General features: G+C 35.0%; 24 protein-coding genes. 16 read left to right on the top strand and 8 right to left on the bottom strand.

Going from position 1 to position 25,742, the window contains the following annotated elements; translation table 11 throughout:
* Nucleotide 1 precedes the first annotated feature (1 nt).
* The 3 genes from HAV12_RS20445 to HAV12_RS20435 form a co-directional block, all read right to left on the bottom strand.
* The gene (locus HAV12_RS20445) at nucleotides 2-685 is read right to left on the bottom strand and encodes a DUF6089 family protein (protein WP_171571235.1); all 684 of its coding nucleotides are present in this window, start codon (nucleotides 683-685) and stop codon (nucleotides 2-4) included.
* Nucleotides 686-858: 173 nt separating this feature from the next.
* The gene (locus HAV12_RS20440) at nucleotides 859-1,743 is read right to left on the bottom strand and encodes an NAD kinase (protein WP_171571234.1); all 885 of its coding nucleotides are present in this window, start codon (nucleotides 1,741-1,743) and stop codon (nucleotides 859-861) included.
* A 94-nt stretch (nucleotides 1,744-1,837) separates the two neighbouring features.
* Nucleotides 1,838-2,497 carry a CBS domain-containing protein gene (locus HAV12_RS20435; protein ID WP_132031558.1) on the bottom strand — a complete coding sequence of 220 codons (660 nt, stop codon included), beginning with the start codon at nucleotides 2,495-2,497 and terminating at the stop codon, nucleotides 1,838-1,840.
* Between the two features lie 116 nt (nucleotides 2,498-2,613).
* Here HAV12_RS20435 and HAV12_RS20430 point away from each other — a divergent pair, with 116 nt between their 5' ends.
* The 3 genes from HAV12_RS20430 (at nucleotide 2,614) to HAV12_RS20420 (ending at nucleotide 6,543) form a co-directional block, all read left to right on the top strand.
* On the top strand, nucleotides 2,614-3,327 hold the full coding sequence (locus HAV12_RS20430) for a pyridoxine 5'-phosphate synthase (protein ID WP_171571233.1): 714 nt from the start codon (nucleotides 2,614-2,616) through the stop codon (nucleotides 3,325-3,327).
* Nucleotides 3,328-3,405: 78 nt separating this feature from the next.
* Nucleotides 3,406-5,685, top strand: a complete 2,280-nt coding sequence (locus HAV12_RS20425; protein ID WP_171571232.1) for a TonB-dependent siderophore receptor — start codon at nucleotides 3,406-3,408, stop codon at nucleotides 5,683-5,685.
* Nucleotides 5,686-5,688: 3 nt separating this feature from the next.
* On the top strand, nucleotides 5,689-6,543 hold the full coding sequence (locus tag HAV12_RS20420; RefSeq protein ID WP_171571231.1) for a DUF4249 domain-containing protein: 855 nt from the start codon (nucleotides 5,689-5,691) through the stop codon (nucleotides 6,541-6,543).
* Between the two features lie 49 nt (nucleotides 6,544-6,592).
* Here the strand turns inward: HAV12_RS20420 and HAV12_RS20415 are convergent, their stop codons facing one another.
* The gene (locus tag HAV12_RS20415) at nucleotides 6,593-7,966 is read right to left on the bottom strand and encodes a hypothetical protein (RefSeq protein WP_171571230.1); all 1,374 of its coding nucleotides are present in this window, start codon (nucleotides 7,964-7,966) and stop codon (nucleotides 6,593-6,595) included.
* 214 nt (nucleotides 7,967-8,180) lie between these two features.
* On the opposite strand from HAV12_RS20415, the gene HAV12_RS20410 reads away from it, so the two are divergent.
* From HAV12_RS20410 to clpX, 5 genes are all read left to right on the top strand, one after another.
* Complete coding sequence (locus tag HAV12_RS20410; protein WP_171571229.1) at nucleotides 8,181-8,945, top strand: alpha/beta fold hydrolase; 765 nt, start codon at nucleotides 8,181-8,183, stop codon at nucleotides 8,943-8,945.
* Nucleotides 8,946-9,110: 165 nt separating this feature from the next.
* Nucleotides 9,111-9,455: a phage holin family protein gene (locus tag HAV12_RS20405; RefSeq protein ID WP_132031546.1), complete on the top strand. Its 345-nt coding sequence runs from the start codon at nucleotides 9,111-9,113 to the stop codon at nucleotides 9,453-9,455.
* 117 nt (nucleotides 9,456-9,572) lie between these two features.
* Nucleotides 9,573-10,895 (top strand): trigger factor, encoded by a 1,323-nt coding sequence (locus HAV12_RS20400; protein WP_132031544.1) that lies wholly within the window; start codon nucleotides 9,573-9,575, stop codon nucleotides 10,893-10,895.
* Nucleotides 10,896-11,132: 237 nt separating this feature from the next.
* On the top strand, nucleotides 11,133-11,807 hold the full coding sequence (gene clpP / locus HAV12_RS20395) for an ATP-dependent Clp endopeptidase proteolytic subunit ClpP (protein WP_132031542.1): 675 nt from the start codon (nucleotides 11,133-11,135) through the stop codon (nucleotides 11,805-11,807).
* A gap of 175 nt (nucleotides 11,808-11,982) precedes the next feature.
* A complete protein-coding gene (gene clpX, locus HAV12_RS20390; RefSeq protein WP_171571228.1) occupies nucleotides 11,983-13,215 on the top strand; it encodes an ATP-dependent Clp protease ATP-binding subunit ClpX in 1,233 nt (410 codons plus the stop codon).
* 285 nt (nucleotides 13,216-13,500) lie between these two features.
* Here clpX and HAV12_RS20385 read toward each other — a convergent pair whose 3' ends face one another.
* Nucleotides 13,501-14,466, bottom strand: a complete 966-nt coding sequence (locus HAV12_RS20385; RefSeq protein WP_132031538.1) for a GlxA family transcriptional regulator — start codon at nucleotides 14,464-14,466, stop codon at nucleotides 13,501-13,503.
* A gap of 140 nt (nucleotides 14,467-14,606) precedes the next feature.
* On the opposite strand from HAV12_RS20385, the gene HAV12_RS20380 reads away from it, so the two are divergent.
* The 6 genes from HAV12_RS20380 (at nucleotide 14,607) to serB (ending at nucleotide 18,329) form a co-directional block, all read left to right on the top strand.
* The gene (locus HAV12_RS20380; RefSeq protein ID WP_171571227.1) at nucleotides 14,607-15,017 is read left to right on the top strand and encodes a VOC family protein; all 411 of its coding nucleotides are present in this window, start codon (nucleotides 14,607-14,609) and stop codon (nucleotides 15,015-15,017) included.
* Nucleotides 15,018-15,050: 33 nt separating this feature from the next.
* Entirely contained in the window at nucleotides 15,051-15,467 is a 417-nt protein-coding gene (locus HAV12_RS20375) for an SRPBCC domain-containing protein (protein WP_171571226.1), read from the top strand.
* 26 nt (nucleotides 15,468-15,493) lie between these two features.
* Nucleotides 15,494-15,901, top strand: coding sequence for an SRPBCC family protein (locus HAV12_RS20370; RefSeq protein ID WP_171571225.1), 408 nt, complete (start codon nucleotides 15,494-15,496; stop codon nucleotides 15,899-15,901).
* Nucleotides 15,902-15,915: 14 nt separating this feature from the next.
* Nucleotides 15,916-16,332, top strand: a complete 417-nt coding sequence (locus tag HAV12_RS20365; RefSeq protein WP_171571224.1) for a VOC family protein — start codon at nucleotides 15,916-15,918, stop codon at nucleotides 16,330-16,332.
* A 171-nt stretch (nucleotides 16,333-16,503) separates the two neighbouring features.
* Nucleotides 16,504-16,941, top strand: a complete 438-nt coding sequence (locus tag HAV12_RS20360) for a VOC family protein (protein WP_171571223.1) — start codon at nucleotides 16,504-16,506, stop codon at nucleotides 16,939-16,941.
* A gap of 158 nt (nucleotides 16,942-17,099) precedes the next feature.
* Nucleotides 17,100-18,329 carry a phosphoserine phosphatase SerB gene (gene serB, locus HAV12_RS20355; protein WP_132031526.1) on the top strand — a complete coding sequence of 410 codons (1,230 nt, stop codon included), beginning with the start codon at nucleotides 17,100-17,102 and terminating at the stop codon, nucleotides 18,327-18,329.
* A 300-nt stretch (nucleotides 18,330-18,629) separates the two neighbouring features.
* On the opposite strand, the gene HAV12_RS20350 is transcribed toward serB, so the two are convergent.
* Entirely contained in the window at nucleotides 18,630-19,025 is a 396-nt protein-coding gene (locus tag HAV12_RS20350; RefSeq protein WP_132031524.1) for a hypothetical protein, read from the bottom strand.
* A 51-nt stretch (nucleotides 19,026-19,076) separates the two neighbouring features.
* A complete protein-coding gene (locus HAV12_RS20345; protein WP_171571222.1) occupies nucleotides 19,077-20,585 on the bottom strand; it encodes a GH3 auxin-responsive promoter family protein in 1,509 nt (502 codons plus the stop codon).
* 232 nt (nucleotides 20,586-20,817) lie between these two features.
* Here HAV12_RS20345 and HAV12_RS20340 point away from each other — a divergent pair, with 232 nt between their 5' ends.
* Both HAV12_RS20340 and HAV12_RS20335 read left to right on the top strand, forming a co-directional pair.
* Nucleotides 20,818-21,612 carry a DUF2797 domain-containing protein gene (locus HAV12_RS20340; RefSeq protein WP_171571221.1) on the top strand — a complete coding sequence of 265 codons (795 nt, stop codon included), beginning with the start codon at nucleotides 20,818-20,820 and terminating at the stop codon, nucleotides 21,610-21,612.
* 299 nt (nucleotides 21,613-21,911) lie between these two features.
* Nucleotides 21,912-22,952, top strand: a complete 1,041-nt coding sequence (locus tag HAV12_RS20335; RefSeq protein WP_240345199.1) for a glycosyltransferase family 9 protein — start codon at nucleotides 21,912-21,914, stop codon at nucleotides 22,950-22,952.
* 55 nt (nucleotides 22,953-23,007) lie between these two features.
* On the opposite strand, the gene HAV12_RS20330 is transcribed toward HAV12_RS20335, so the two are convergent.
* Complete coding sequence (locus tag HAV12_RS20330; RefSeq protein WP_171571219.1) at nucleotides 23,008-25,602, bottom strand: AsmA-like C-terminal region-containing protein; 2,595 nt, start codon at nucleotides 25,600-25,602, stop codon at nucleotides 23,008-23,010.
* Between the last annotated feature and the right edge of the window lie 140 nt (nucleotides 25,603-25,742).

Below are 25,742 nucleotides of genomic sequence, written 5' to 3'. Positions count from 1 at the left end.
ATTATTCTGCGCAATAGCAAGGTTTTTGTCCAAAGGTATAAGTTAAAGTGATACCTGAAAAGACATACCAGTCATTATTATTTAAATTTCCAAAACGTAAGGGGGCTAAATTTCCATTGTCGGGATTACTTCCGTCAATATTGTCCGTAAATGTGTATCGTACACCAACTTCAGCTCCTAAAACTAAATTTGGAGTTACATTCGATTTTAGACCTAATATTATAGGTATAGCCAATGAAGTCGAAGTTTTCTCTTTTCTGGTCTGTCCTCCCGATATGTATAACTCATCGTAAGAAAAAAAACTTAATCCTGAATATATATAAGGTGTAAGTTTTGGATGGTAATCATGAAGATTAAAATCGAAAAAATTAAATTCTAAACCGGCAGAAAGTTCTTTAATGTTGTTTTTAAACTTGTAACCTCTTCTGCTTCGTCCTGTTTCTTCTGAATCAAGATCGTTTCCGATAACACTTGATTGTGTGTAAGAGAAGCGATAAGCATGACGGGGGCTTTTATTCCACTTATACAAAATACCAAATGCCGGTTTTTCAGGAGAAACATACGATGTATTCCCTACGTCACCCACAAAGTTACTTCCGCCAAGAAAAACACCGATCTCATTGATTTGAGCGTTCAGTGTGATGAAGGGGAAAAAACATAACAATAAATTAAAAATTTTCTTCATTTAATTAAAAATTGCGTGCAAATATAATAATTATCAATACGAATCAACGTTTGTTTAGTTAAATGTGCTTTTTTTTCAATTTACATTATGATTTTGAGACATTTAATGAAGATTCGATACAGGCAGAACGGGAAAAAGTGCTATAATCGTATAGCAATGAATCAGAAAAAAGATTAATTTCTCTTATCTTCTCCCCAAAGCAATTTGTTTCTTAAGGTCTTCAGGAAGGTTTCGCCCGGAATTTCAACCATTTTTATTTTAAAATCTGTTTTTTTAATCGTCAGAATGGATTCGTTTTTTACAGAAGAAATTCTGGAGTCCAATGAAACCAAATACTGGTCTTCTCTTCCCGAAACGCGAAGTTTTACTTCTGTATCATCCGGAATAACAAGTGGTCTTGCGGTTAAATTATGAGGGGCAATTGGCGTGATGACCAGGCTTTTTACATCAGGCGTTAATAACGGGCCTCCGCAGCTTAAGGAGTATCCAGTAGATCCTGTTGGTGTTGAGATAATTAAGCCGTCAGCCCAGTAAGAATTTAAATATTCGTTGTTCAGATACGTTTCGACAGTAATCATCGAAGTGGTGTCTTTTCTGCTTACGGTTACCTCGTTCATCGCAAAATTCATCTCTGCAATAGCGTCATTTTCCGGCTCACAAGTTAAACTCAATAAGGTTCTTTCTGATGTAGTGTAGTTTTTGTCAATTACGAATTGTAAAAAAATATCAATATTTTCTTTTTGTACGGTAGCCAGAAAACCCAGTCTTCCTGCATTAATTCCTAAAATAGGAACGCCTGAATTACGAACCAGCGTGGCCGCTCTCAAAATAGTTCCGTCACCGCCAATACTAATCAACATTTCAAAGCTATCATCTAAGGAGGTGCTCGGTGAAAAAGTAGCGTAGTCATTTTTAACGAGTTGCTTTTCATAAAGCATTTTCAGGAAATTTTCTTCAATTACCATTTCAACATTATTCGAATGGAAAAACGAGAAAATATCTTTTATGATAGGCTCGGTACTGTTTTGATAATATTGTCCGTAAATGGCTACTTTCATTTTTTGCAGTTAGATAATGAGTCAATTGGATAATTGGATAATGTGTCGCTCATTCAGGAATTATTCAATTGACTCATTATCTAATTTTCTAATTTTATATATTAAGGTATTTGTCTAAATAATCAGAGCGCTCTTTTAAGCTGTTGATATAGGTGTCTTCCTGATGTTCAGAGACAATTTCGTAATTATATCTTCTGAAAGTCTGAATGATTTCGTTCATGGCACCCAATCCGATTTTGACGGTAATCTGAACGTTTTCCATATCAGCTTCGGAGATAAAACAGCCTAAAATTTTGCCGTTATTGCTTTCTACAATCTGCGTTATCTGGCTCATGGAATAGTCTACAATCCCTTTTTGAACGATAATGATGCCGCCTTGTTCTTTTAAAAATGGAGTGTCCTTAAAAAACTTCATAATATCTTCCATTTCATAATAGCCGATATAGCTGTTATTTTCGTCCAGAACAGGAATAGTATTGGTATGATTTTTAGCAAAAACTTCTAAAAGATCTAGCCAGATCATAGATTTTCGTGCAAAAAAACGTTCTAAGGTATATTTGTAATCGATAGCTTTCTTGTCTGTATCAAAAGTTTCAACATCATCGGCCGCGATGCTTCCGATGAAAATGCCATCTTCTAAAACCGGAAAATGGGAAAAACTTACGTCTGCAAAAAAGTCCTGAACCGACGCTATCGTTTCCTGGCTGTCGATTGCTCGAAAATCGTTTGTGATATAGTTGGTAATTTCTGTCATAAATCAGTTGTAGATATTTAACGCAAAATAATCAAAAAATAGCAAAAACTGCTACGTTTTACTTTGTATTTTTGTGGTAACAAATATAATGTTACTAGAATTAATTATCTATTTATATGACAAAATTAAGTGTAAATATCAATAAAATTGCAACACTGAGAAATGCGCGTGGCGGAAATGTTCCTGATTTGTTGAAAGTAGCAACAGATATCCAGAATTTTGGAGGACAGGGAATCACGATTCATCCACGTCCGGATGAACGTCATATTCGTTATCAGGATGCTCGTGATTTAAAAGCCATCGTGCATACCGAATACAATATAGAGGGAAATCCGCAGCATAATTTTATCGATCTGGTTTTAGAATGCAAACCGACACAGGTTACATTGGTTCCGGATGCCATAGGAGCTATTACATCTTCTGCAGGTTGGGATACCCTGAAAAATCAATCTTATTTAAGTGAAGTTATCCGGGAATTTCAGCGTAACGGAATCCGAACTTCGATTTTTGTTGATCCGGTTTTAGAAATGATTGAAGGAGCAAAAAAAACCGGCACCGAAAGAATCGAATTATATACGGAAGCTTTTGCACACGAATATGAGCTGGGAAATAAAAACGGAATTGATCCTTATGTGAAAGCGGCGGAATTAGCAAACGAATTAGGCTTGGGAATTAATGCAGGTCATGATTTAAGTCTGGATAATATTCAGTTTTTCAAACAAAATATTCCGGGATTATTAGAGGTTTCTATTGGGCATGCTTTAATTTCAGAGGCCCTTTATCTGGGTCTGGATAATGTGGTTAATATGTACCTGCAAAAACTAAAATAAATCTAAAATTAAAACAATTATAACCTGATGTAATTGGGTTATAATTGTTTACTTTCGCGCTTTTCTTATTAAAATGAAGTGTTGAAATCTATAATTTTCTTTTTCTTATGCTGCCTTTCCGGTTTGTTTGCGCAAACAAAGGCTGTAATAACCGGAAATATAAAATCTTCTGAAAATGAAAATTTCGGAGGGATAAATATTTCCTTTACAGTAAATAATCTTCACTATTCCACCATAACCGATACGCTGGGTCATTTTTCGGAAAGCATTGCGTTAGGGAAAATAAAAATGACCGTCAACCCGGCAGGTTACATTCAAAAAGACCTTTTTTTCGATCTTGTAAAAGATACTGTAATTTCAATTGTCATGGAAAAAGATATTTCTTTTTTAAAAGAAGTAGTAATTGATAATGATAATAAAAAGGGCATTAAAACCTTATCAGGCGGCAAATTAGTCTTTAATCTAAAAGAATTATCATCTGTACCCACACTTCTGGGAACCACAGATATTATTAAACTGCTGCAATTAACACCGGGAGTACAAAACTCAGGTGACGCCAACGGATATTTATATGTCAGGGGAGGAGATCCCGGGCACAATGCGATATTGTATGATGGAACTCCGGTTTATGGAATGTCACATTTATTGGGTGTTTTTCCTTTTTATAATACCGATCATATTAAAGAAGTTGAATTTGATAAATCGAGCTCCAATTCAAAATATGGCGGAAGACTTAGTTCTACTACGTTATTGGTTCCGTATAAAAAAGTGCCTTCAGAATTTGCGGTTCAGGGAAATCTAGGAATCTTAGCTTCTCAGTTAACACTGTCTGTTCCATTAACCGGAAAGTCCGGGTTTTATATTTCCGGAAGGAAAACATATATAGATGAAGTTGTTGGGCCCTTTATAAAAGCAGGTTCCGAAAATAATGATGTCCAGGACATGAAATACGGATTTTCAGATGCGAATATGACTTTTGTATCTCGGCTTTCTGAAAAAAACCTTTTTTCTGTTGCTGCATTCGTTAGTGCTGATGAGTTGAAAATTAAGGATGATAATCTTATTTTAAAAACAAATTTAAAGTGGAGCAACTTTACCGTTTCTCCTACTCTGGCAACTACGATTTCTCCTGATGTAAATATGACCAATTCGGTTTATTTTAGTCACTATTCAAATGATTTGCAGATGGAGCAGGCCACAATTCAGTTTGGGGTTTCGTCTTATGTAAAGGATTTTGGATTTAACAATTCAGTTCGTTATTCCTTTAAAAATATTGTATTTGAATCGGGTTTACAATATGTTTATCATGATTTACAGCCTCAAAAAGTGAATGTTGAAAACCTGACCGATGCAAATAATAGTACCCGGAATAATAAAATTAATGCTAATGAAGCAGCGGTTTTTACGACAATAAAGTCAAAGTTAACGGATCATTTAAATGCCGAGTTAGGTCTTCGAATCAATTATTATACTTCCGGCAAATCAGATTCCTATCTTCATTTTCAGCCTCGTGTTCTGTTGAATTATATAGCGAATGACCGCTATTCTTTTTATGCCTCCTACAACAGACAATATCAGTATTTAAGTTTGATCACTACTTCAAGCGTTGGGATTCCTACAGATTTTTGGATTGCCAGTTCAAACGGAATAAAACCACAATCATCAAATGAGTTTTCGGTTGGTTCTGCTCAGGACATTTCGAAAAATATAGTTTCCTCTTTTGGAGGGTTTTACCGTTCTATGAAAGATTTACTCGAATACCCTTACGGCGTAACGCAGTTTAATGAAACTACTACTCTTGAAAATGATTTGCTGAGAGGAAAAGGAAAAGCCTATGGTCTTGAAATGATGTTGCGAAAAAACAACGGAAAACTGAATGGATGGCTGAGTTACACATTAAGCTGGTCGGATCGGAATTTTGACGGACTCAATAATGGGAATACTTATTTTGCAAAATACGACCGACGCCATAATCTTTCTTTGGTTGGGATGTACGACTTAAATGCAAAATGGAATTTTGGACTGACTCAGATATTCAGTTCAGGCAGTCGTTTTACAATGCCGACCTCCTGGTATTTTGTAAATAATAATCCTGTCAAGGAATATTCAGAATATAATAACGCGCAGATGCCCAATTATATTCGGACAGACCTTTCGGTCAATTACTTTTTCCTAAAAACAAATAAAAAAGAAAGCGCACTTAATTTTTCAATTTACAATACTTTTAATATAGAAAATCCGGTTTATGTAGTACTCAATGTTCAGGTCAACGAGGATAAGAGCAGTGTGATTGTAAAACAGGAAAAAAAGGTTTTATATCGAATATTGCCTTCCATAAGCTGGAGGTTTAAATTTTAACAAATGAAAAAAGGTTTTTTATTGCTTTTGGTGGTACTGACAATAAGTTGTTCGGGTGATGATTTTGTTAAACAAGATAATGTGGAGTCTAAAATTGTAGTCGAAGGCTGGATTGAGGAAGGCGATTTTGCGCAGGTTTTCTTATCGAGCAGCATTCCTGTTACGAATGTTATTGATTCGGCCAATGTTTTAAATCACGTAATACGATCAGCCAAAATCACAATTTCTGACGGGCAGACTTCTGAAGTTTTAAGAGTAAAAAATGATAAAGACAGAATACCTCCCTTTGTCTATTTTGGCTCCACGTTAAAAGGCGAGGCAGGAAAAGAGTATTCGTTAAAAATAGAATATTTAAATCGTATAGTAGAAGCGAAAACAACAATCCCAAAAAGTGTCACGCTAAAAAGTGCAGCGTATGTAAAAAAGAATCCGGCTGATACAACAGGTTATGTTTTTGTGAAATTTGATGATCCTGTGGCAGAAAAGAATTATTATCAGGTGGCTACAAAAATCGATGGAAAAGAAGCTATTTTTGTTCCGGCATTTTACGGAAATTTAGATGATAGAAACTTTCAGGAAGCATCGGTTTCAATGCAGGTTAACAGAGGCGTTTTGCTTTTTCCGAGAGCCAAATTCACTCCTTACTTTGCAGACGGAGATGTGATTTTTGTAAAATTAAGAACTCAAAACAAAGATGCCTTAGATTTCTGGAACAGCTGGCAAAATGAGATTGTTAACAGCAAAAATCCAATTTATCCTTCTAATACCAGTTTGAAATCGAATATAAAGGGAGGTATTGGTATTTGGGCCGGATACGGACACAGTACCCTAATAGTTAAGACACCTTCAAAAAAATAGAGCCGATTTGAATATTTCAAATCGGCTCTCTGTAAAATGGTATCGCTTATTACTTTTTAAAAGATTTTGCGAAATCCTCGAATTTAGTTTCTAAATTTTCAAATCCTGATGAGAAATAAACACTCATTGCTACTTCGGTATTGTCATTGAATTTTAAATAAGAGATCTCATCATAATACTGTTGTGTAAATGATTCCCCTTGACCTGATTGCCAATACTCATATTCAGCATTCCAAACCGGTAAGTTAAAATTATAGCTGTATCCTTTTTCTTCATGTTGAACGATATCTGCTATCTTAGTTCCGTCTTTTTTAGAAACTAAAATTAATTTCATGTTTTTATTGAAATTAGCAGCAGTACCTGCAGCATATTTCTGATTGTAGGTGTTAATAGCAGTATAATACGCTTTAAAGTCACTGTTAGCTTTTTCGTAATCAGGATGAACAGGATACGTTACGCTTTTAGCTAATGCAATATCATCAGCTGCTGCGGTAGCAAGATCCATTTCGGCAACAATGATAAAATTATCCATTATTTTGATCAGACCATTTGCTTTTCCTTTATAAGCTGCAATTTCATCGTTGTCAATCAAAGCATCAATTTGTGCTGTGCTGCCCGAATTAAATTCAATTAAATTTTTTCCGTTAAAAGTAAAAGCAGCTTTTGCAGTTGTTTCAGTTCCTTTTTTACCACTCATTTCCCAAGTGTATCCATCATTTAAAGTTACTTTATACGTGAATTCTTCCGGAGATTTGTTAACAGCTGAATATTTGGCAGTTGAAGCCAGAGTTGCAGACTGAGTACCGTCGATTGTTAAAACAGCATCTACAGAGGTCGGTAAAAAGAACCAGTCATTTATAGATTCAGTATAGCTTCCTTGTCCTGTTTCAGGATTGTAAACCCATTGGCTGTAAGTATCTATGTTTTTAAATTTTATATCAGAAGACGTGCTTTTAGAGGATAATACAGCGTTGTTTGCCGTTTGTGATTCCTTAGCAGGAAAAACGAATTTCAATTCAGTCGTTGAAGCTGTTTTTGTCCAGTTTTTCTGTGCGTTATTCCAGGTATAGATCCCATAAACTCCTGAAATGTTTAAAACCTCTTCAACTCCATTGTCTGTTTTCCCATCAAAAAGATCAATGTGTTTCAGGCTGAATAAACGACCTAAATTTTGTATGGCCTCAATTGCTCCGGAAGTTTTTGATTTGTCTAGCTGAACTAACATTTCATTAGCTTCTACTTCTAATTTTGTTTTTTGTTCAGTAGGTGTTAATTTAGAGTAAGGCTGTTTAACGATATTTGCAATCTGTTCAGCCAGAGTTTGCTCTGTTTCCGGTGTGATTTCGTCGTTACTGTCATCGCTGGAACAAGAGATTGCAAGCTGTGAAAGAACTAAAGACATTAAAACAATTTTTTTAATCATGATTAAGGTTTAAATTAATTAAATAAATCAAAGGATTTGGTTTGATTTTTAAAGCCGCAAGGTACTATTATGGATTTATTTTTCTATACGGAAACCCGTAAAAATGTAAACTTTTTTTTAATAATTTAAGTCTAAAGTTGTTGGTCAGGATATTATTCTGCAATAAATTGATAAATAAGTTTTTTACCTTTGTAATATTTAAAACAAACGATAAATGTTATACTCAAAAATAGAAGGTGAAGGAAAGCCATTCATCATAATGCACGGTTTTCTTGGAATGTCAGATAATTGGAAAACACTTGCCGCACAATATGCAGAAGCAGGTTTTCAGGTTCATGTTTTAGATTTGCGAAACCATGGGCGTAGTTTTCATTCGGATGAATTTACATATGAAGCCATGGCAAAAGACGTATTCGAGTATTGTCAGGCCAATCAATTAAATAAGATAGATATACTGGGGCATTCGATGGGCGGAAAAGTAGCGATGCTTTTTGCAACGACTTATCCTGAGATAGCAGATAAGTTAATTGTGGCAGATATTGGTCCGAAGTTTTACAAACAGCACCATCAGGATATTTTGGCAGGCCTTAATGCTGTTGATTTTTCGGTAAAACCAAGCCGTAATGATGTTGAGGAAATTGTAGCACAATATGTTCCTGATTTTGGAACCCGTCAGTTTTTACTAAAGAATTTATATTGGCAGGAACCGGGACAATTGGCATTCCGCTTTAATTTGGCCGTTTTTAATAATAATCTGGACGAAATTGGAAAACCTCTGGCAGACAATTTAGTTTTCAATCAGCCAACATTGTTTATCCGCGGTGGAAATTCCGAGTATATCTTAGATTCGGATTTTGATGCGATACGCCAGCATTTTCAGGATGTGAAGTTCGAAACCATTCCAAATGCAGGACATTGGCTTCATGCCGAAAATCCTAAAATGTTTTTTGAATTAACTACTGCGTTTTTAAAAGAATAATTAATTTAGTTTTTTTGCCACAGATTATAAGGATTGGCGTGATTTTTTTTCAAAATGCTTAAATCTTAATCTGAGAAAATCCTTTAATCTGTGGCAAAAATAACAATGCAGTGGTGGATAATTATAAAATTCATTACATTTATTGAAACTTTAAATCAAAAAAATATGAAATTATTACTAAGACTCCTCGTTACAGCAGCTTTAGTTTTGTTAATCGCTAATGTATTGTCAGGCGTTCACGTTGCCAGTTTTGGTACAGCTGTAATTGTTGCAGTGGTTTTAGGATTGCTTAATATTTTTATAAAACCAATATTAGTTATCCTGACATTGCCGGTAACAGTTATTACGCTGGGCTTATTTTTATTAGTAATTAATGCAATCATTATTTTGCTTTGTACCCATATTGTTGGAGGTTTTGCGGTTGATTCATTCTGGACAGCATTAATATTTAGTGTTATATTGTCTGTACTTCAGTCAATTACTTATAAAATAGTAGGAGACGATAAATAAATCAAAATTAAAAACGGGAGAAAAACTCCTTCAAATACAATAGATTAAAAACTTGGTTGGGTTGCAAAAATTTTATAATTTTGCAACCCAATTTTATTATGTAAATTAAAGAAGAAGATGGATATTAAAAGAATAGCAACAGACGCTGTGAATGAAACGATTGTAATGACAGTTGTTCACATGGATTATAAAGGTCAGGTAGCAAAAAGAATAAACGAAAAAATGCCTTTGGCTACCGTTAAGGGTTTTAGAAAAGGTCAGGTACCTAAAGACCTTGTTGAAAAACAATACGGAAAAGCGATTAAACAGGAAGAAGTAAAAAAAGTAGTTGATTTGGCTTTAGAGCGTTTTGTTCAGTCTGAAAGATTAAATCTTTTGGGAACTCCTCTTGCAAAAGAAAACGAAAACTTTGACTGGGATGCTGAAGAACTAACTTTCGAATACGAAATTGGTTTAGTGCCAAACTTCGAAATTAATTTAGAAGCTAAAAATGATATCGTAAAATATATCGTGACGGCTGATGATAAATTAATCGACGGACAAGTAGAGCGTATCCAGAAACAATTCGGAAAACCAATTCCACAAGAAGTGGTTGCTGCAGATTCTGATTTGACAGGAACTTTCTCAAACGAAGAAAACGGTATCAACAATACCACTACAATTTCAGTTACTACATTCAACAAAAAAGCAGGTGATCAATTCATCGGTAAAAAAGTGGGAGATGTAGTTAAAGTAAGTACTAAAGGTTTATTCGAAGATGATCACCAATTAATGGATTACCTAAAAGTAGGTCATGATGATGTTCACGGTTTAGATATCGAAGTAGACTTTACTATCGAAGCAATCAACGGTGCTGAATTGGCAGAATTAAACCAGGAGTTATTCGATAAACTTTTTGGAGAAGGAAAAGTAGCTTCTCTTGAAGATTTGAAAGCTAAAATTAAAGAAGATGCTGAAGCTCAGTTCGCGCAACAGGCAGATCAGAAATTATTATTAGACGTTCAGGACTTCCTGATCGAAAGTACTAAATTTGATTTACCGGCTGCATTCCTTAAAAAATGGCTGCAAACGGTTGGAGAGAAAAAACTTTCTGCAGAAGAAGCTGAAGTTGAATACGCAAGATCTGAAAAAGGATTACGTTTTCAATTAATCGAAGGAAAAGCAATGGCGCAGAGTAATATTCAGATTACATTTGAAGACCTGAAAGCTTTTACATCAAAATCAATCAGACAACAAATGGCTCAATTTGGACAAACAAATCCAACTGACGAAGAAGTACAGGGAATTGTGGCCAGAGTTTTATCTAACCAGGAAGAAGTAAAAAGACTTTCTGAGCAGGTTGTAGCTGAAAAATTGTTAGAGGTGTTTAAAGAAAAAGCAAATCCAACAACGAAAGAAGTAACTTACGACGAATTTATTGCTGCGTCTTACGGAGAATAATTTCTAAAAAAATAAGTATATTTGAGCGTCAGGAGATTTTTTTCCTGACGCTCATTTTTTTGTTTTTATTTTTTATTTCAGGTTTCAGGTTTTTATTGGAACGCACGTGAAGCAACCTGAAACTTGAAACCTGAAACTTTTAAAACAAAAATAAGACAAATTGACATCCTTTAGAAAGAGGTATAACCTTTGATGGGGAATGTATAGACATAACGTAAAACTTAGAACACTTAAAATATGAACTACGGTAAAGAATTCAAAAAATTTGCTACAAAGCACCAGGGAGTAAACGCAATGTACTATGACAAAATCGTAGCTGCAATGAACCCGACTAATATGACTCCATATATTATCGAAGAGCGTCAGTTGAATATTTCTCAATTAGACGTGTTTTCAAGATTAATGATGGACAGAATTATCTTCTTAGGAACAGGTATTGACGATCAGATCGCGAATATCGTTCAGGCACAATTACTTTTCTTGGAAAGTGCTGATGCTTCAAAAGATATTCAGATTTATTTAAACTCTCCGGGAGGAAGTGTTTACGCAGGATTAGGAATTTATGACACCATGCAATACATCAAACCGGATGTAGCGACAATCTGTACCGGAATGGCAGCTTCTATGGGAGCCGTTTTATTGTGTGCAGGTGCTGCAGGAAAACGTTCCGCTTTACCACATTCAAGAGTAATGATTCACCAGCCATCAGGAGGAGCTCAGGGAGTTGCAACTGACATGGAAATCAACTTACGCGAAATGTTGAAACTGAAAGATGAATTATACAACATCATTTCACAACATTCAGGACAATCTTTTGAAAGAGTGCACAAAGACAGTGAACGTGATTACTGGATGAAAGCTGACGAAGCTAAAGAGTACGGAATGATTGATGAAGTGTTGAGAAGAGGATAATTTTTTAAGGTTCAAAGTTGCAAAGGGACTAAGGTCCTGAGGTTTCTAATTTGTCACTTTGAAATTTAAAGAAAGAATGTAAAAAAATAAAAAGTTAAGAGGTTGCTAAGTTTTTAAGGTTGTATTGATAAATCTTAGAAACTTAGTAACTTTGCAGCTTAGTAACTAAAAAAGAATGGCTAAAGTAGTATTAGAATGTTCGTTTTGTGGAAGGAAAAAGCCAGAAACCAATTTATTGATTGCAGGCATCAATGCACATATATGTGATAAGTGTATTGAGCAGGCACACGGAATTGTATTAGAAGAATTAAAATCAAGTGGAAGCTCAAAACTGGTTGGGGACTTAATTTTAAAGAAACCAAAAGAAATCAGGGCTTTCTTAGATCAATATGTTATTGGTCAGGATCAGACTAAAAAAGTAATGTCAGTGGCGGTTTACAATCACTACAAACGTTTGATGCAACAGCAATTAGACGACGAAGTAGAGATTGAGAAAAGTAACATCATTATGGTGGGTCAGACCGGAACCGGAAAAACACTGGTAGCAAAAACAATCGCCAAAATGTTAGACGTTCCTTTGGCCATTGTAGATGCAACGGTACTGACAGAAGCCGGATATGTGGGAGAAGATGTCGAAAGTATTTTGACTCGTTTACTTCAGGCAGCCGATTACGATGTAGCCAAAGCAGAAAGAGGAATCGTTTTTATTGATGAAATTGATAAAATCGCCCGTAAGAGCGATAATCCATCCATTACACGTGACGTTTCCGGAGAAGGAGTACAGCAGGCATGGTTGAAAGGAGGAGAAGGAACGGGGGTAAACGTACAAACAAAAGGAGGACGTAAACACCCGGACCAGAAATTTGTTGAGGTTAATACTCAGAATATTTTGTTTATTGCCGGTGGTGCTTTTGATGGAGTAGAACGTATTATTTCTAAACGTTTAAACCGTCAGGCAGTGGGTTATTCTACTTCTAAAAATGTAGACAACATAGACAAAGACAATTTATTGCAATACATCATCCCGAAAGATATCAAAGATTTCGGACTGATTCCGGAGATTATTGGTCGTTTGCCGGTTCTTACGCACATGGATCCTTTAGACAGGGAAACTTTGCGTGCGATCTTAACGCAGCCGAAAAATGCCTTAATCAAACAATATCAGAAGTTATTTTTGATGGATGAAGTAGAATTCAGCATTACGGATGAAGCTTTAGATTTTATTGTAGACAAAGCCCTGGAATACAAACTAGGAGCTCGTGGATTGCGTTCCTTATGTGAAGCGATCTTAACGGATGCCATGTACGAATTACCAAGTTCAGACGATAAAGTACTGACAATCGATAAAGATTATGCAAAACATACTTTAAATAAAAACTTATTGAAGCGTATGGAGATTGCTTCTTAATTAGCAATTGATTTTAATATTTAAAACCTGTTCATTTATTTGAACAGGTTTTTTTATTATCCCTTTATTTTTCCCGATGCGGTTCCTTACTTTTGTAAGTACTAAAATTTTAAATGATGAATGAAACGATTAAAGACTTAGACTGGAGTGTACTTCTATGGCAGGTCATAAACATTATTGGATTGCTTTTAATTATCTATCTGATATACCTACTAATTAAATTTTTAAGAAAGAAGACTAAATCAAATAATTAAATCATAATCCCGGCTTATCGCTGGGATTTATTTATTGCACTCTAAATTTCTCTCTATATTCAATCGGTTTCATGCCAACCATTTTATAGAATACTTTTCTAAAGGCTTTCGGATCATTATATCCCGTTTTTTCAATGATTTCAGAAATAGAAAGCTGGGTTTGTTCCAGGTATTTTTTAGAACTTTCGACTCTGATATTTTGTAAATATTCTATTGGGGGAATTCCGGTAACCTGTTTAAAACGTCTCGTCATATTTCGGGTACTGGTCGGAATGTCTTTAGTGATTTCTTCTAATTTTTCGATGGTACTGTACTGATTCTCTATTTTTTGCTGCAACATGGCTACCAAAGTATCATTGTGTAAATGATTGGGTCTGAAAGTGCTGAAATAACTCTGTTTGTAACGGTTTAAATCAATAGAGAAAATCTTGGCGATCTGAACGGCAATTTCATTTCCGCAATATTTCTGCACCAATAGAATCAGTAAATGAAAGGTGGAGGTCGATCCGCCACTGGTGTAAAGACTTCCATCGGCGGTTAAAGTTTCTTCTGATTTTAATTTAACGAGTGGAAATGCTTTCGTAAAAGCGCTGCAGGCATCAACGTGGGTGGTGGCCAGTTTTTCATTTAATAAACCCGAAGCCGCAAATAAAAAGGCACCCGTACAAAAACTGGCCAATTCAGCTCCGGCCTTATGTTGTTTCTGTAGCCATGGAATAAATTTTTTGTTCTTTGCAATCATCTCACTCATATCATCTGTGGTGAAAGCCGGAATCAAAATCAAATCCAGTTCCAGATTGGAAGTTTCTATTGAATTGACCGTATATCCAAATAATTGTTCCTGATTCATCTGTTCTGACGATTGAAAAACCATAATGTCAAAGGGTTTTTCAGCTCCTTTATACAATTTATTAGCCGTTTCAAAAACTTCTAAAATTGCTGCAATGCTTAGTAATTTATAGTCATGCGGCACAATTAAACCTGTTTTTTTGCTCATGGTTCTTCTTTTTTGGGAAATTAACTTCCTTACAAAAATATAAAATTTGTCTTAAATGACCCTAAAGTTGACTTCTATTGTAGTATTATGCTTTTTGTAATATTTTACATTTGTTTTAAATAATTTGTAATTTTATAGATATGGAAACAAAAATATTCTTAAATCTTCCTGTAAAAGATTTAAATCGTTCAATCGCATTTTTCACTCAACTGGGCTTTTCATTCAATTCAAAATTTACAAATGAGAAAGGAACTTGTCTGGTGATTGGCGAAAATATAAATGCAATGCTTTTGGTTGAAGAGTTTTACCAAACTTTTACCCATAAAGAAATTTGCAATACGGACACGACCAGCGAGGTACTGATTTCAATTTCACTTGAAACTCGTGATAAAGTTGATGAAATGATTGCGAAGGTGATTAAAGCCGGGGGCTCAGAATACAGAACGACAAAAGATTATGGCTGGATGTATCAACGTACTTTTCTGGATACAGACGGACATCATTGGGAAATTTTCTTTATGGATGAAAGTCAGATTCCGGAAATGAGTTAATGATAAGCTATAAACAGCGTTAAAAATATAAAGATGATAACAGTGCAAAACACTATTAAGGCATCCATCGATACCGTTTGGAATTTCTGGATCTTGCCGGAACATATTATCAATTGGAATATACCTTCACCAGACTGGCATAATCCGTATGCGGAAAATGATTTAAAAGTGGGAGGAAAATTCAAATACACCATGGGAACAAAAGACGGCAGCATGGGTTTTGATTTTGAGGGGACCTACACTAAAGTTGAAAAGCATGCATTGATAGCATATAAACTTCTGGATAACAGAACAGGAACAGTTTGTTTTGAAATTGAGGGCAACAATGTGAAAATTTCTGAAACATTTGAACCTGAAAAAGACAATTCGGATGCAATGCAGGAGCAATTTTTAAAAGGAGTTATGGCTAATTTCAAAGACTATGTTGAAAGTTTTAGGCGAAAGCTATAAAAAATATAAATTTTAATAAACACATTATGATTACAGTACAAAACACGATTAATGCGGCAATAGATAAAGTCTGGGAATTCTGGACCTTGCCGGAGCATATTACAAAATGGAGTTTCGCTTCACCGGACTGGCATACGCCTTATGCAGAAAATGATTTAAGAGAAGGAGGAAAATTCAAATCGACTATGGCGGCAAAAGACGGTAGTATGAGTTTTGATTTTGAAGGGGAATATACTTTAATAAAGCAAAATGAAGCCATAGAATATGCAATGGCCGATGGCCGTAAGGTCGAAATTAGTTTTGCAGCAACTCCAAACGGAGTAGAGGTAATAGAAAGTTTTGATCCCGAAACACAAAATCCGGAAGAAATGCAGCGTGGTGGCTGGCAGGCAATTCTGGATAATTTTAAAAGTTATGTAGAAAGTAAAACTTAAAAAAAAAATAAAAGATGGCAAAACAAATTTGGCTGAATCTGCCCGTTAAAAATGTGGCAAAAGCGAAAGACTTTTTTTGGAAAATAGGTTTTTCTTTTAATGAACAGCACGATACACCCAACTCAACTTGTATGTTGGTAGGCGAAGGAAATTTTGTAGTAATGCTTTTTGAAGATAATTTGTTTGAAAGCTTTTCTAAAAACAAAATTACAGATACGCAATCAAGTTCAGAAGTCCTGATTTCGATTGATGCTGAAAGTGCAGCAGAAGTAGATGAATTGATGGAGAAAGTAACAAAAGCCGGCGGTACTGTTTTTGCGCCTCCTGCCGAAAGTCAGGGCTGGATGTATGCTGCTGCTTTTGCCGATTTAGACGGACATCGCTGGAATATTTTATATATGGATTTTAGTAAATTACCCCAAGAAAATTAAAGATGGAAACAGTGAGAGAACTAGCGGAGGAGATATGTGGATAGAGTAGAGAGAATAGAGTAAAGAGAATAGAGTAAAGAGAATAGAGTAAAGAGAATAGAGTAAAGAGAATAGAGTAAAGAGAATAGAGTAAAGAGAATAGAATATAGAAACAACAAAAAACAAAATAGTATGGCAGCAATAAATCCTTATTTGCTTTTTAACGGGAATTGTGAAGAAGCATTCTTATTTTATAAATCCGTTTTTGGAGGTGAATTTCCGTATATCGGGAAGTTCAAAGATATGCCGGAAGAAGATGGTGGCGACAAAATGTCTGAAGAAGACGGAAACAGAATTATGCACGTTTGCCTGCCCATTGGAAATACAATTCTAATGGGAAGTGACAGTCATCCAAAATTCGGAAATCTTCGTATTGGGGATAATTTTTCAATTTCCATCAATACAGATAGCAGAGACGAGGCAGACAAAATCTTCAACAGACTTTCAGCTGGAGGTGAAGTAGAAATGCCTATGAATGATACCTTTTGGGGCGCTTATTTCGGAATGTTCAAAGACAAGTTTGGTGTGGGCTGGATGGTAAATTTTGACGAGAAACAGCCAAATGCCTAACGGATAAAGTTAAGTTATTGTAATAGCGGAACATAATTGTTAAATTACTTGAAAAAGCACATCATTATGTGCTTTTTCTTTTCAAAAAAACAAAGATTATTCTTTTTTATCAATAATAGATTGCCGATTTTTGTCGCTTCTTAATCAATAAAGAAAAAATGACAATAGAAGATAAAGAGATTATTTTATTAAAAGTTTCAGGTCACGATAAACCCGGAGTTACAGCTGGTTTGACAGCAGTATTGGCAACTTACGATGCCGTTATTTTAGATATTGGCCAGGCCGACATTCACGATACACTTTCTTTAGGGATTTTATTTGAAATTGAAGCCGGTTCAAGTTCAGGACCCGTTTTAAAAGACTTATTGTTTAAAGCATATGAATTGGAAATTAAAGTAAAATTTATTCCGATTTCTGTTGAAGATTACGAAACCTGGGTAAAATCACAATCAAGACAACGATACATTATTAATATTTTGGGAGAGAAGTTAGCAGCTTCACAACTGGCTGCAGTAACTAAAATATTATCCGACCAAAATTTAAATATTGATTCCATTATAAGACTAACAGGCAGAACGTCTATCATCGAAATAGAAGAAAATCCGCGTTCCTGCATACAATTGTCCGTAACAGGGGAAATTGTAAATAAGATCGTGATGACGGCCAGTTTTATGCATATTTCAAGAACGTTGGATGTAGATATTTCTTTTCAGGAAGATAATATCTACAGAAGAAACAGGCGTCTGGTTTGTTTTGACATGGATTCTACACTGATCCAGACCGAAGTAATTGACGAATTAGCCGAATTGAACGGAGTAGGCGAACAGGTAAGAGCAATTACCGAACTGGCCATGAATGGTGAAATTGATTTCAATGAAAGCTTTAAACAACGCATGGCTTTGTTAGAAGGTTTAAGTGAAGATGTTTTGCGATCAGTTGCTGAAAAATTACCCATAACAAAAGGAGCGCACCGTTTGATGAAAGCCCTAAAATATTACGGATATAAAACGGCCATTCTCTCCGGAGGATTTACCTATTTCGGGGAATATCTGCAAAAAGAGTTAGGGATCGACTACGTTCACGCCAATCAATTAGAAATTAAAGACGGTAAGCTAACCGGGAAATATATTGGTGATATCATTGACGGTCAGAAAAAAGCAGAGCATTTAAAAGCTATTGCGGACAAAGAAGGCATTCATATCAACCAGACAATAGCTGTTGGTGACGGAGCCAACGATTTGCCGATGCTGAACTTAGCCGGTTTAGGAATTGCTTTCCATGCCAAACAAAAAGTAAAGGAGAGCGCTTCAACTTCTATCTCAAGCTTAGGTCTTGATGGTGTTTTGTACTTATTAGGATATCATGACAGGTATATTGATATGATGTAATAAAACGACTGTCATCCTGAGCGAAGTCGAAGGCTTATGAAACGAAAAGAACTTCAACTTCGCCTGAGAGAAATTTATAATAAAAAGAAAAACCTTAGTTCAGAACCTGAATTAAGGTTTTTTTATGGGCATGACCCGCAGAAAAAGCGGGTCGGGCTATCCGTTGCAATCTTTTTTGCTCCCGAATCCTCGGGACAAAAAAGGATTTCCACTACTATCCCTCATGCGATCAGTATCTATTGCAGCTTTCGTTTCATTTCGACGAAGGAGAAATCTATGTTGTTATTAGCAGAAAATGATTTAATTTATCTCAAAAGTAAAATCTACTTTTGTTCTAACATGATATCCTTCGTGTTCACCACAGAGCCATTTAGGAGATTTTTCTAGTACTTTCTTGAGTATTTTTCCTGTTTTGATTCCATCATCTTTTATAATCTTAATAGTAGTTATTGAACCATCCATTTCAACAATAAAAGTAGCGAGTACTTGTCCCTTAGTATTTTTATCAATATTTGCCTTTTTGAAATTCGCTTTTATATATTCAAGAAATTTTTCTTTTCCACCAGGAAATTCTGGTTTTACTTGAACTGTTTCAAACCCGTAGAGCTCCTTTTGAACGGGGCTTAATGGCTCAATATTTTGAGATATTAGGTTTTGAGTAAACAGGATAATAAAAAATAGTATGTACTTTTTCATTTTAAAATATAAATCAGTTAATCACAGAGAATAAGTGAAGTGATCTTTGAACTACATCTCCTTCAACTGCTCTAAATAATCTCTCTGATTCGAAAGTCTTGGAATTTTATGTTGTCCGCCTAGTTTATCCCTTTCTTTAAGCCAGTCGTAAAATAAATTCTCACGTGCCACATTAATCACCAAAGGATTTAAAGTCATATTATTGTGACGTTTGGCTTCATAATCAGAGTTTAACGTCTGCAGTGTTTCATCCAGCACTTTCTGAAAAAGACCAACATCAGCAGGTTTTTTCTTGAATTCGATCATCCATTCGTGAGCACCTTTTTCCTTGTCCTGCATAAAAATAGGAGCAACCGTATAATCAATCACTTCCGTCTGGGTCAACTCGCAGGCTTTGGCAATAGCCTGATCGGTATTTTCGACCATTAGTTCTTCACCAAATACATTAATATGATGTTTGGTTCTTCCCGTTACGCGAATTCGGTAAGGGTTTAAAGAATTAAAACGAACCGTGTCTCCAATTAAATAACGCCATAAACCGGAATTAGTGGTGATTACAATAGCGTAGTTCTTATTTAATTCAACATCGGCCAGACGAATTACTTTCTGGTTGGGAGTTTCAAAAGTATCCATTGAAATGAATTCGTAGAAAATTCCATAATCCAGCATCAATAATAAATCACTCGAATTATTCAGATCCTGAATCGCAAAAAAACCTTCCGAAGCATTGTATATTTCGTAATATTTGAAATCTTTGCTGGGCAGGATTTTTTTGTATTGTTCTTTGTAGGGTGAAAAGCTTACGCCTCCATGAAAATAAACTTCAAGATTGGGCCAGATTTCCAGTAAACTTTCTTTTCCGGTATTTTCCAGAACTTTATTCATCAGTACCAGCATCCAAGAAGGAACTCCGGCAAAGCTGGTTACATTTTCATTTTTTGTTTCATTGATAATAGCCGCAATTTTAGCTTCCCACTCACTCATTAGGGAAGTTTTATTACTTGGCGTGCTGCTGAATTCAGCCCAGATAGGCATGTTTTCAATCAAAATGGCAGAGAGATCCCCAAAGAAAGTATTGTTGTTTTCGTAAATCTGAGAGCTTCCGCCTAAGCGAAGACTTTTTCCCAGAAACAACTCAGAATCCTCATTATTGTTCAGGTATAAACAAAGTAAATCTTTACTTCCCTTATAATGACAATCTTCCAGAGCCTCGGTGCTTACCGGTATAAATTTACTTTTGGCATTCGTAGTTCCGCTTGATTTAGCAAACCATTTAATTGGAGTTTCCCAAAAAACGCCCTGTTCACCCTGACGCGTTCGTTCAATCAGAGGTTGTAATTCTTCATAAGTAGCGATCGGCACTCTTTCAGTAAAAGTCTGATAGGAGTTGATAGATGAAAATTCATATTGTTTCCCAATAATCGTGTTTTCAGAAGCTGTCAGTAAGTTGTGCAGCAATTCTTCCTGAACTTCATTCGGGTATTTTAAAAAGAGCTCTATTTGATGAATTCTTTGTTTAAGAACCCAGGATGCAAACGAGTTGATTATTGATAAGGGCATGGGAATTTTAGATTTTAGATTTTAGATTTCCAATTTGGATTAAAAAACAGGAAATTTAAAATTTGAATATCGATATACAAATATTAACTTTGGCGTTGTATCAAAAATAGTGTTTTTTTACAAGAAACAATTTATTTAAGGGAAAGATTACGTTTCAAAATTTAAACTTTCAAAAATGAAATTTAACTTTCAAAAGTAATCTGAAATCAAAAATCAGCAATTCAAAAATCTAATGACATACCAGGGAGTACTTACAAAAATGCAGACAGAAATCGGAAATCCTATCCAGTATTATCTGGTTTTTGAGGATAGTTTTCTCAATATGAATCAATTATTGAATAAAGAAATTGAGATCAATTTTGTGGGTTACCAATGTTTGAATTGCAATAAAAAAAAGAAAATATTCAGACAGGGTTTTTGTTATGATTGCTTTTACTCCAGTCCCGCCGTGGGCGACTGGATTATGAGACCCGAATTGAGTACAGCCCATTTAGGAATTGCAGATCGTGATCTGGATTACGAGCAAAAAGTGCAATTGCAGCCTCATATTGTCTATTTAGCGGTAGCAAGCGAGATAAAAGTAGGAGTAACACGCAAAACACAGGTTCCAACCCGTTGGATTGATCAGGGTGCCAGTCAGGCAATCGCAATTGTTGAGGTTCCTAATCGATATTTGGCAGGAATCACCGAGGTTGCCTTAAAAAGTCATTATACGGATAAAACCAATTGGCGAAAAATGCTTCAGAATGGAACGGAGACTTTTGATTTAATTAAAGAAAAAGAAAAAGTCGAAAGTTTAATTCCGGCGGAAGCCCGCGAATATTTTTACAGTCAAAAGAATGATTTATATGAATTGCAGTATCCGGTTTTGAATTTTCCGCCAAAAGTGGCGAGTCTGAACCTTGATAAAACTCAATCCTTTAATGGAAAATTAACGGGAATTAAAGGGCAGTATTTAATTTTTGAAAACGGAACGGTTTTTAATGTTCGCAGTTCAGAAGGGTATGTTGTTACCATAAACGTCTAGATATATTCCTTAACCGTCTAGTGTTATTTGGTAACGGTATATTGTTTTCCTGTTTATATAATGATTTTATTATTTTTAAATTTATTTCAAAAAGTTGAAAATGTGAATGTTGGAACATTCGGTTACAATTTTGTAATAATTACTTATTGAAAGAATTTAATTTTAGAAAAAAAAAGGGACTAGTTTTGAGTTAGTTCAATCTTTCGATTTTTTTAAAATTTAAATGAAGATTTAATAATTCTAAGCGATTTAATAAAATGGGTGTTTTAAAAAAAATAAATGTTTTTAGGCGTAGTGTAATGCGCAATCTTACTAAGAATATTGGGAAATCAAATTTTCAGAGGGATATTGTTTTGGTGGATAAAAATGATATTAAAAGAGTTTTAATCTGCAGACCAAATGGAAGATTAGGAAACTTATTATTGATTACACCGCTCGTTCAGGAAGTAACAGAAATATTTCCAAATTGTAAAGTCGATTTATTTGTTAAGGGAACATTAGCTCCAATAATTTTTGAGAATTACGAGAATATTGATAAGGTGATTGACTTGCCCAAAAAACCCTTCAAAAATTTACTAAAATATTTTAATGTCTGGATTTCAATAAAAAGACGGAAATATGATATTGCAATCAATGTAGATCAGAATTCTTCTTCCGGACGTTTAGCAGTTCAGTTTTCTAATGCTAAATATAAATTTTTTGGAGACTCAGACGGAGAAACTCAAATTGTAAAAAGCGATTATGATCATATTGCAAAATATCCGGTTTACAACTTCAGAAACTATCTGACAAAATTAGGATTACCTAAAAGCAACAAAATAATAGCTCCTTTAGATCTCAAATTAAGTCTGTCTGAGTTCGCCGAAGGAAAAAAGATTCTGGCCGGATTAGTTGATAATAATTCAAGAAGAACAATCTGCTTGTTTACCTACGCGACGGGGACAAAATGTTTGTCGGAAATATGGTGGGAAGATTTTTATAAAGCACTAAAAAAGGAATATGCCGATTATAATATAATTGAAGTTTTACCCATCGAAAATGTGTCGCAAATTGCTTTTCAGGCCCCATCATTTTATAGTAAAGATATTAGGGAAATAGGCGCATTTATAGCTAATACCGACATTTTTATAGGAGCTGACAGCGGAATGATGCATTTGGCAAGCTCGGTTCAGACCCCGACAGTTGGCTTGTTTTCGGTCTCGGAAATTAAAAAATACGAGCCCTATGATAATTGTAGTATTGGTGTGAATATCATCAAGCGTTCAAAAAAAGATTATTTCAAAATACTCAATAAAATACTCAATAACGGAAAACTGAAAATATATTCAAAAGCAGTTTAAAATAAAAAAGGTCAATCTGTTTAGATTGACCTTTTTTTTGCTTTGCCTTGCTTTATTATTTTTTCTTCTTAAACAAACCGTTCAATAGATCGCTTGCTTTTTTGGTAGCGTCCTGAGTATTCTTTTCTTTCTCAGTTGCTGCAGCTTTCGTTGTATCTTTTGCTTTCGTGTTTTTGTTAATTAAATCCGTAAGGGCCGAAGTACCTTTTTGAGTCAGCTTCTCCTTTTGCTGCTTGACTAATTGAGTTGTTAAACTGCTAACAGCACTTTTCATATCCGTTGCTATTTTCGGATTGGAAAAATTACCTGTAATCATGGCATTGACCGGAATATTGTCTAGTTTTGCCGCATCTGCAGGCGACATTTTAGCAATTAATGCGTTGGCCTCAGTTCCTAAATATTTAGCCGGAACATCTAATTTTAAGTTGTAATTCATCGTTTGATCGAAACCGTGCGTTCCGCCAACCGTAATCTTAATGTCCTGATATTTGATGTCAAATGGTTTTACATTTACTTTTCCGTTATCAAATGTTACTGCCATTTTTAAATCATTTAAGTTTAATTTGCTGGCATCAAGGAACTTAATATTGGAAGTCAAAGAATTTAATACAGTCGAATTTTTACTGTTTAATGTAGTCGAAAGTAGCTGACCCAGTAAATCTCCCGAAAGTGATTTTAAGTCCGGAGTTAATTCCTTGGCATCTAAATTTCCGTTCAGTTTGATAGTCGAATTCAATTTTCCGTTGATAATTCCGGCCAGTGGAGCAATTTTTTTCATCATGTCCAATTGCGTAAAAGTCTGTGCAATATCAACCTGATTGAACCCTAAATTCATATTAAAAGTGGGCACTTTTTCTTTTGTAGAAACGGTTCCTGTTAGGCCGATGGATCCGCCAAAAATAGAAGTTTTAAAGTTTTCTAAAGTTGCTTTTTCATCCTTAACAATTAATTTCCCGGATACATCTTTTAGTTTTAAATTATCATATAAAACGGTTGTTGCCTTTGCATTTATCGTACAATTCAAAAACGCGGGAATCTTCATGGCTTCCGATGGTTTTGCGGCTGTTGTAGTCGTTGCAGGTTCGCCTGAAGTCATAAAATCATCAACCGCCAGTTGGTTGGAACTCATGTTGAAGTTTCCTTTAAGTTCTTGTTTTTTGAACATAAAACCGTAGAAATTCTCCAGAACACCATTAATGCTGATATCACTTTTTCCAGTAGTAGCATCAAATCGTTTCAGGTTGATTGTGCTTGGGTCAAATTGCACCAAAGCCGTGCTGATGTTCATTGATTTGTTGTTTTCATCCGTGTATTTAAACCCTGACAAACTCATCGTTCCGGCATTTTTAATGTTTTCATACTGGCTTTTTTCCACAGAAGCCATGTCAAAATTTGTCGTTACATCGGCTTTCAGAATACCAGCCAAAGGTTTGTCAAGCTTGATCGGATATGCTTTGGAAAGATTAGCTAAGTTGATTGTTCCTTTTAAGGCTGCGTCTACAATCGGATTTACAGTGATGTTTTTCACATTCGCTTTAGCGCTGAAAACATCCTGGTCAATTCTGAAAGATAGTTTGTCTAAATTAACGTAGGTGTCATTCAGAATACCGGTTTCATTAATGATTTTAGTGTCAATTACAATATTCTGAACGGACTTTGGTAAGTTCGGATATTGAAACGAAGCATTGTTTGATGCAATTGCAATGTTGAATTTTGGTACAGTGGTCTCTGTTAATTCTCCTTTTGCAAAACCTGTTACCGTAAAATCTCCTGTTGTTTTTACACCGTCTAAACCTGAAGCATAAGCAGAAGGAATCAAGCCTAAGAAATTGGTAAAGGATGAAGTCGGAGTTTTGAATTTCAAATCATAAATCTGACCAGCTTCCACCATCTGAATGAATCCGTCAAATTCTAATGGCAATTGGTTGATTAAAGCTTTGTTTTCTTTAAAAGTATATTTGCTTTTTTCCATATCAATTCCCAGGACAGCGTCTAAAGTCAGGGATATGTTTTTCATGTAATTGATCTTATCCATATCCAAAGAAACTTTAGCTGTAGATTTGGTTGTTAAATCAAGTTTTGAATTGGTAAAATCCCCAGTTCCTTCGTGATTTAAACTGTCAATGACCATTCTGATTTTAGAACCCTGATCAATATATCTGAAAGTGAAATTCTCAATCTTATAGTTTTGAATTTTTAAAGCAAGCGGTTTACCGGCTTCTTCTTTTTCTGTTTTTTCTTTGTCCTTCAATGCAATATCAAAGTTTCCTACACCGTCTTTATTAAAAATGATATTGATCAGACCATTTTCGGAGCTAATGCCCTGAATGTTCAAAGGTTCGTCTTTTCCTTTAAAAAGTTCTTTGATACTCATATTTAGGTTTAATTTACCTAACGAAACCAAAGTATCTCCTTCAAAAGGGGCCTTGTTGATGATCACTAATTTGTCAATTGCAACCGTAGCATTAGGAAAGTTTTTAAACAAACTTAAATCGGCATCTGCAAAACTCACTTTGGCATCTACACTTTCGTTAATAGCTTCTGAAATTTTCGCTTTTATCTGATCTTTAAAAAAATAAGGAATGGCGAAAAGTGCGGCAATAAATACCACGAGGACAATGGCTGTGATTTTTAAAATTTTCTTTAACATAATTAATTATAGATTTGAGGATTAAGGTTCTTAATTGGAATGCTATTCTTGCAAAAATAGACTTTTATAGTTGAGTTTATTTTAAAATTACTATAAAAAACAATAGCCTGCCTTAGATCGAATTTCGATTAGGACAAGCT

Source organism: Flavobacterium sp. CLA17, assembly GCF_013112255.2.
In the GTDB taxonomy this organism is placed as follows: Bacteria; Bacteroidota; Bacteroidia; order Flavobacteriales; family Flavobacteriaceae; genus Flavobacterium; species Flavobacterium circumlabens.
This window is presented reverse-complemented; position numbering and strand designations above follow the sequence as displayed.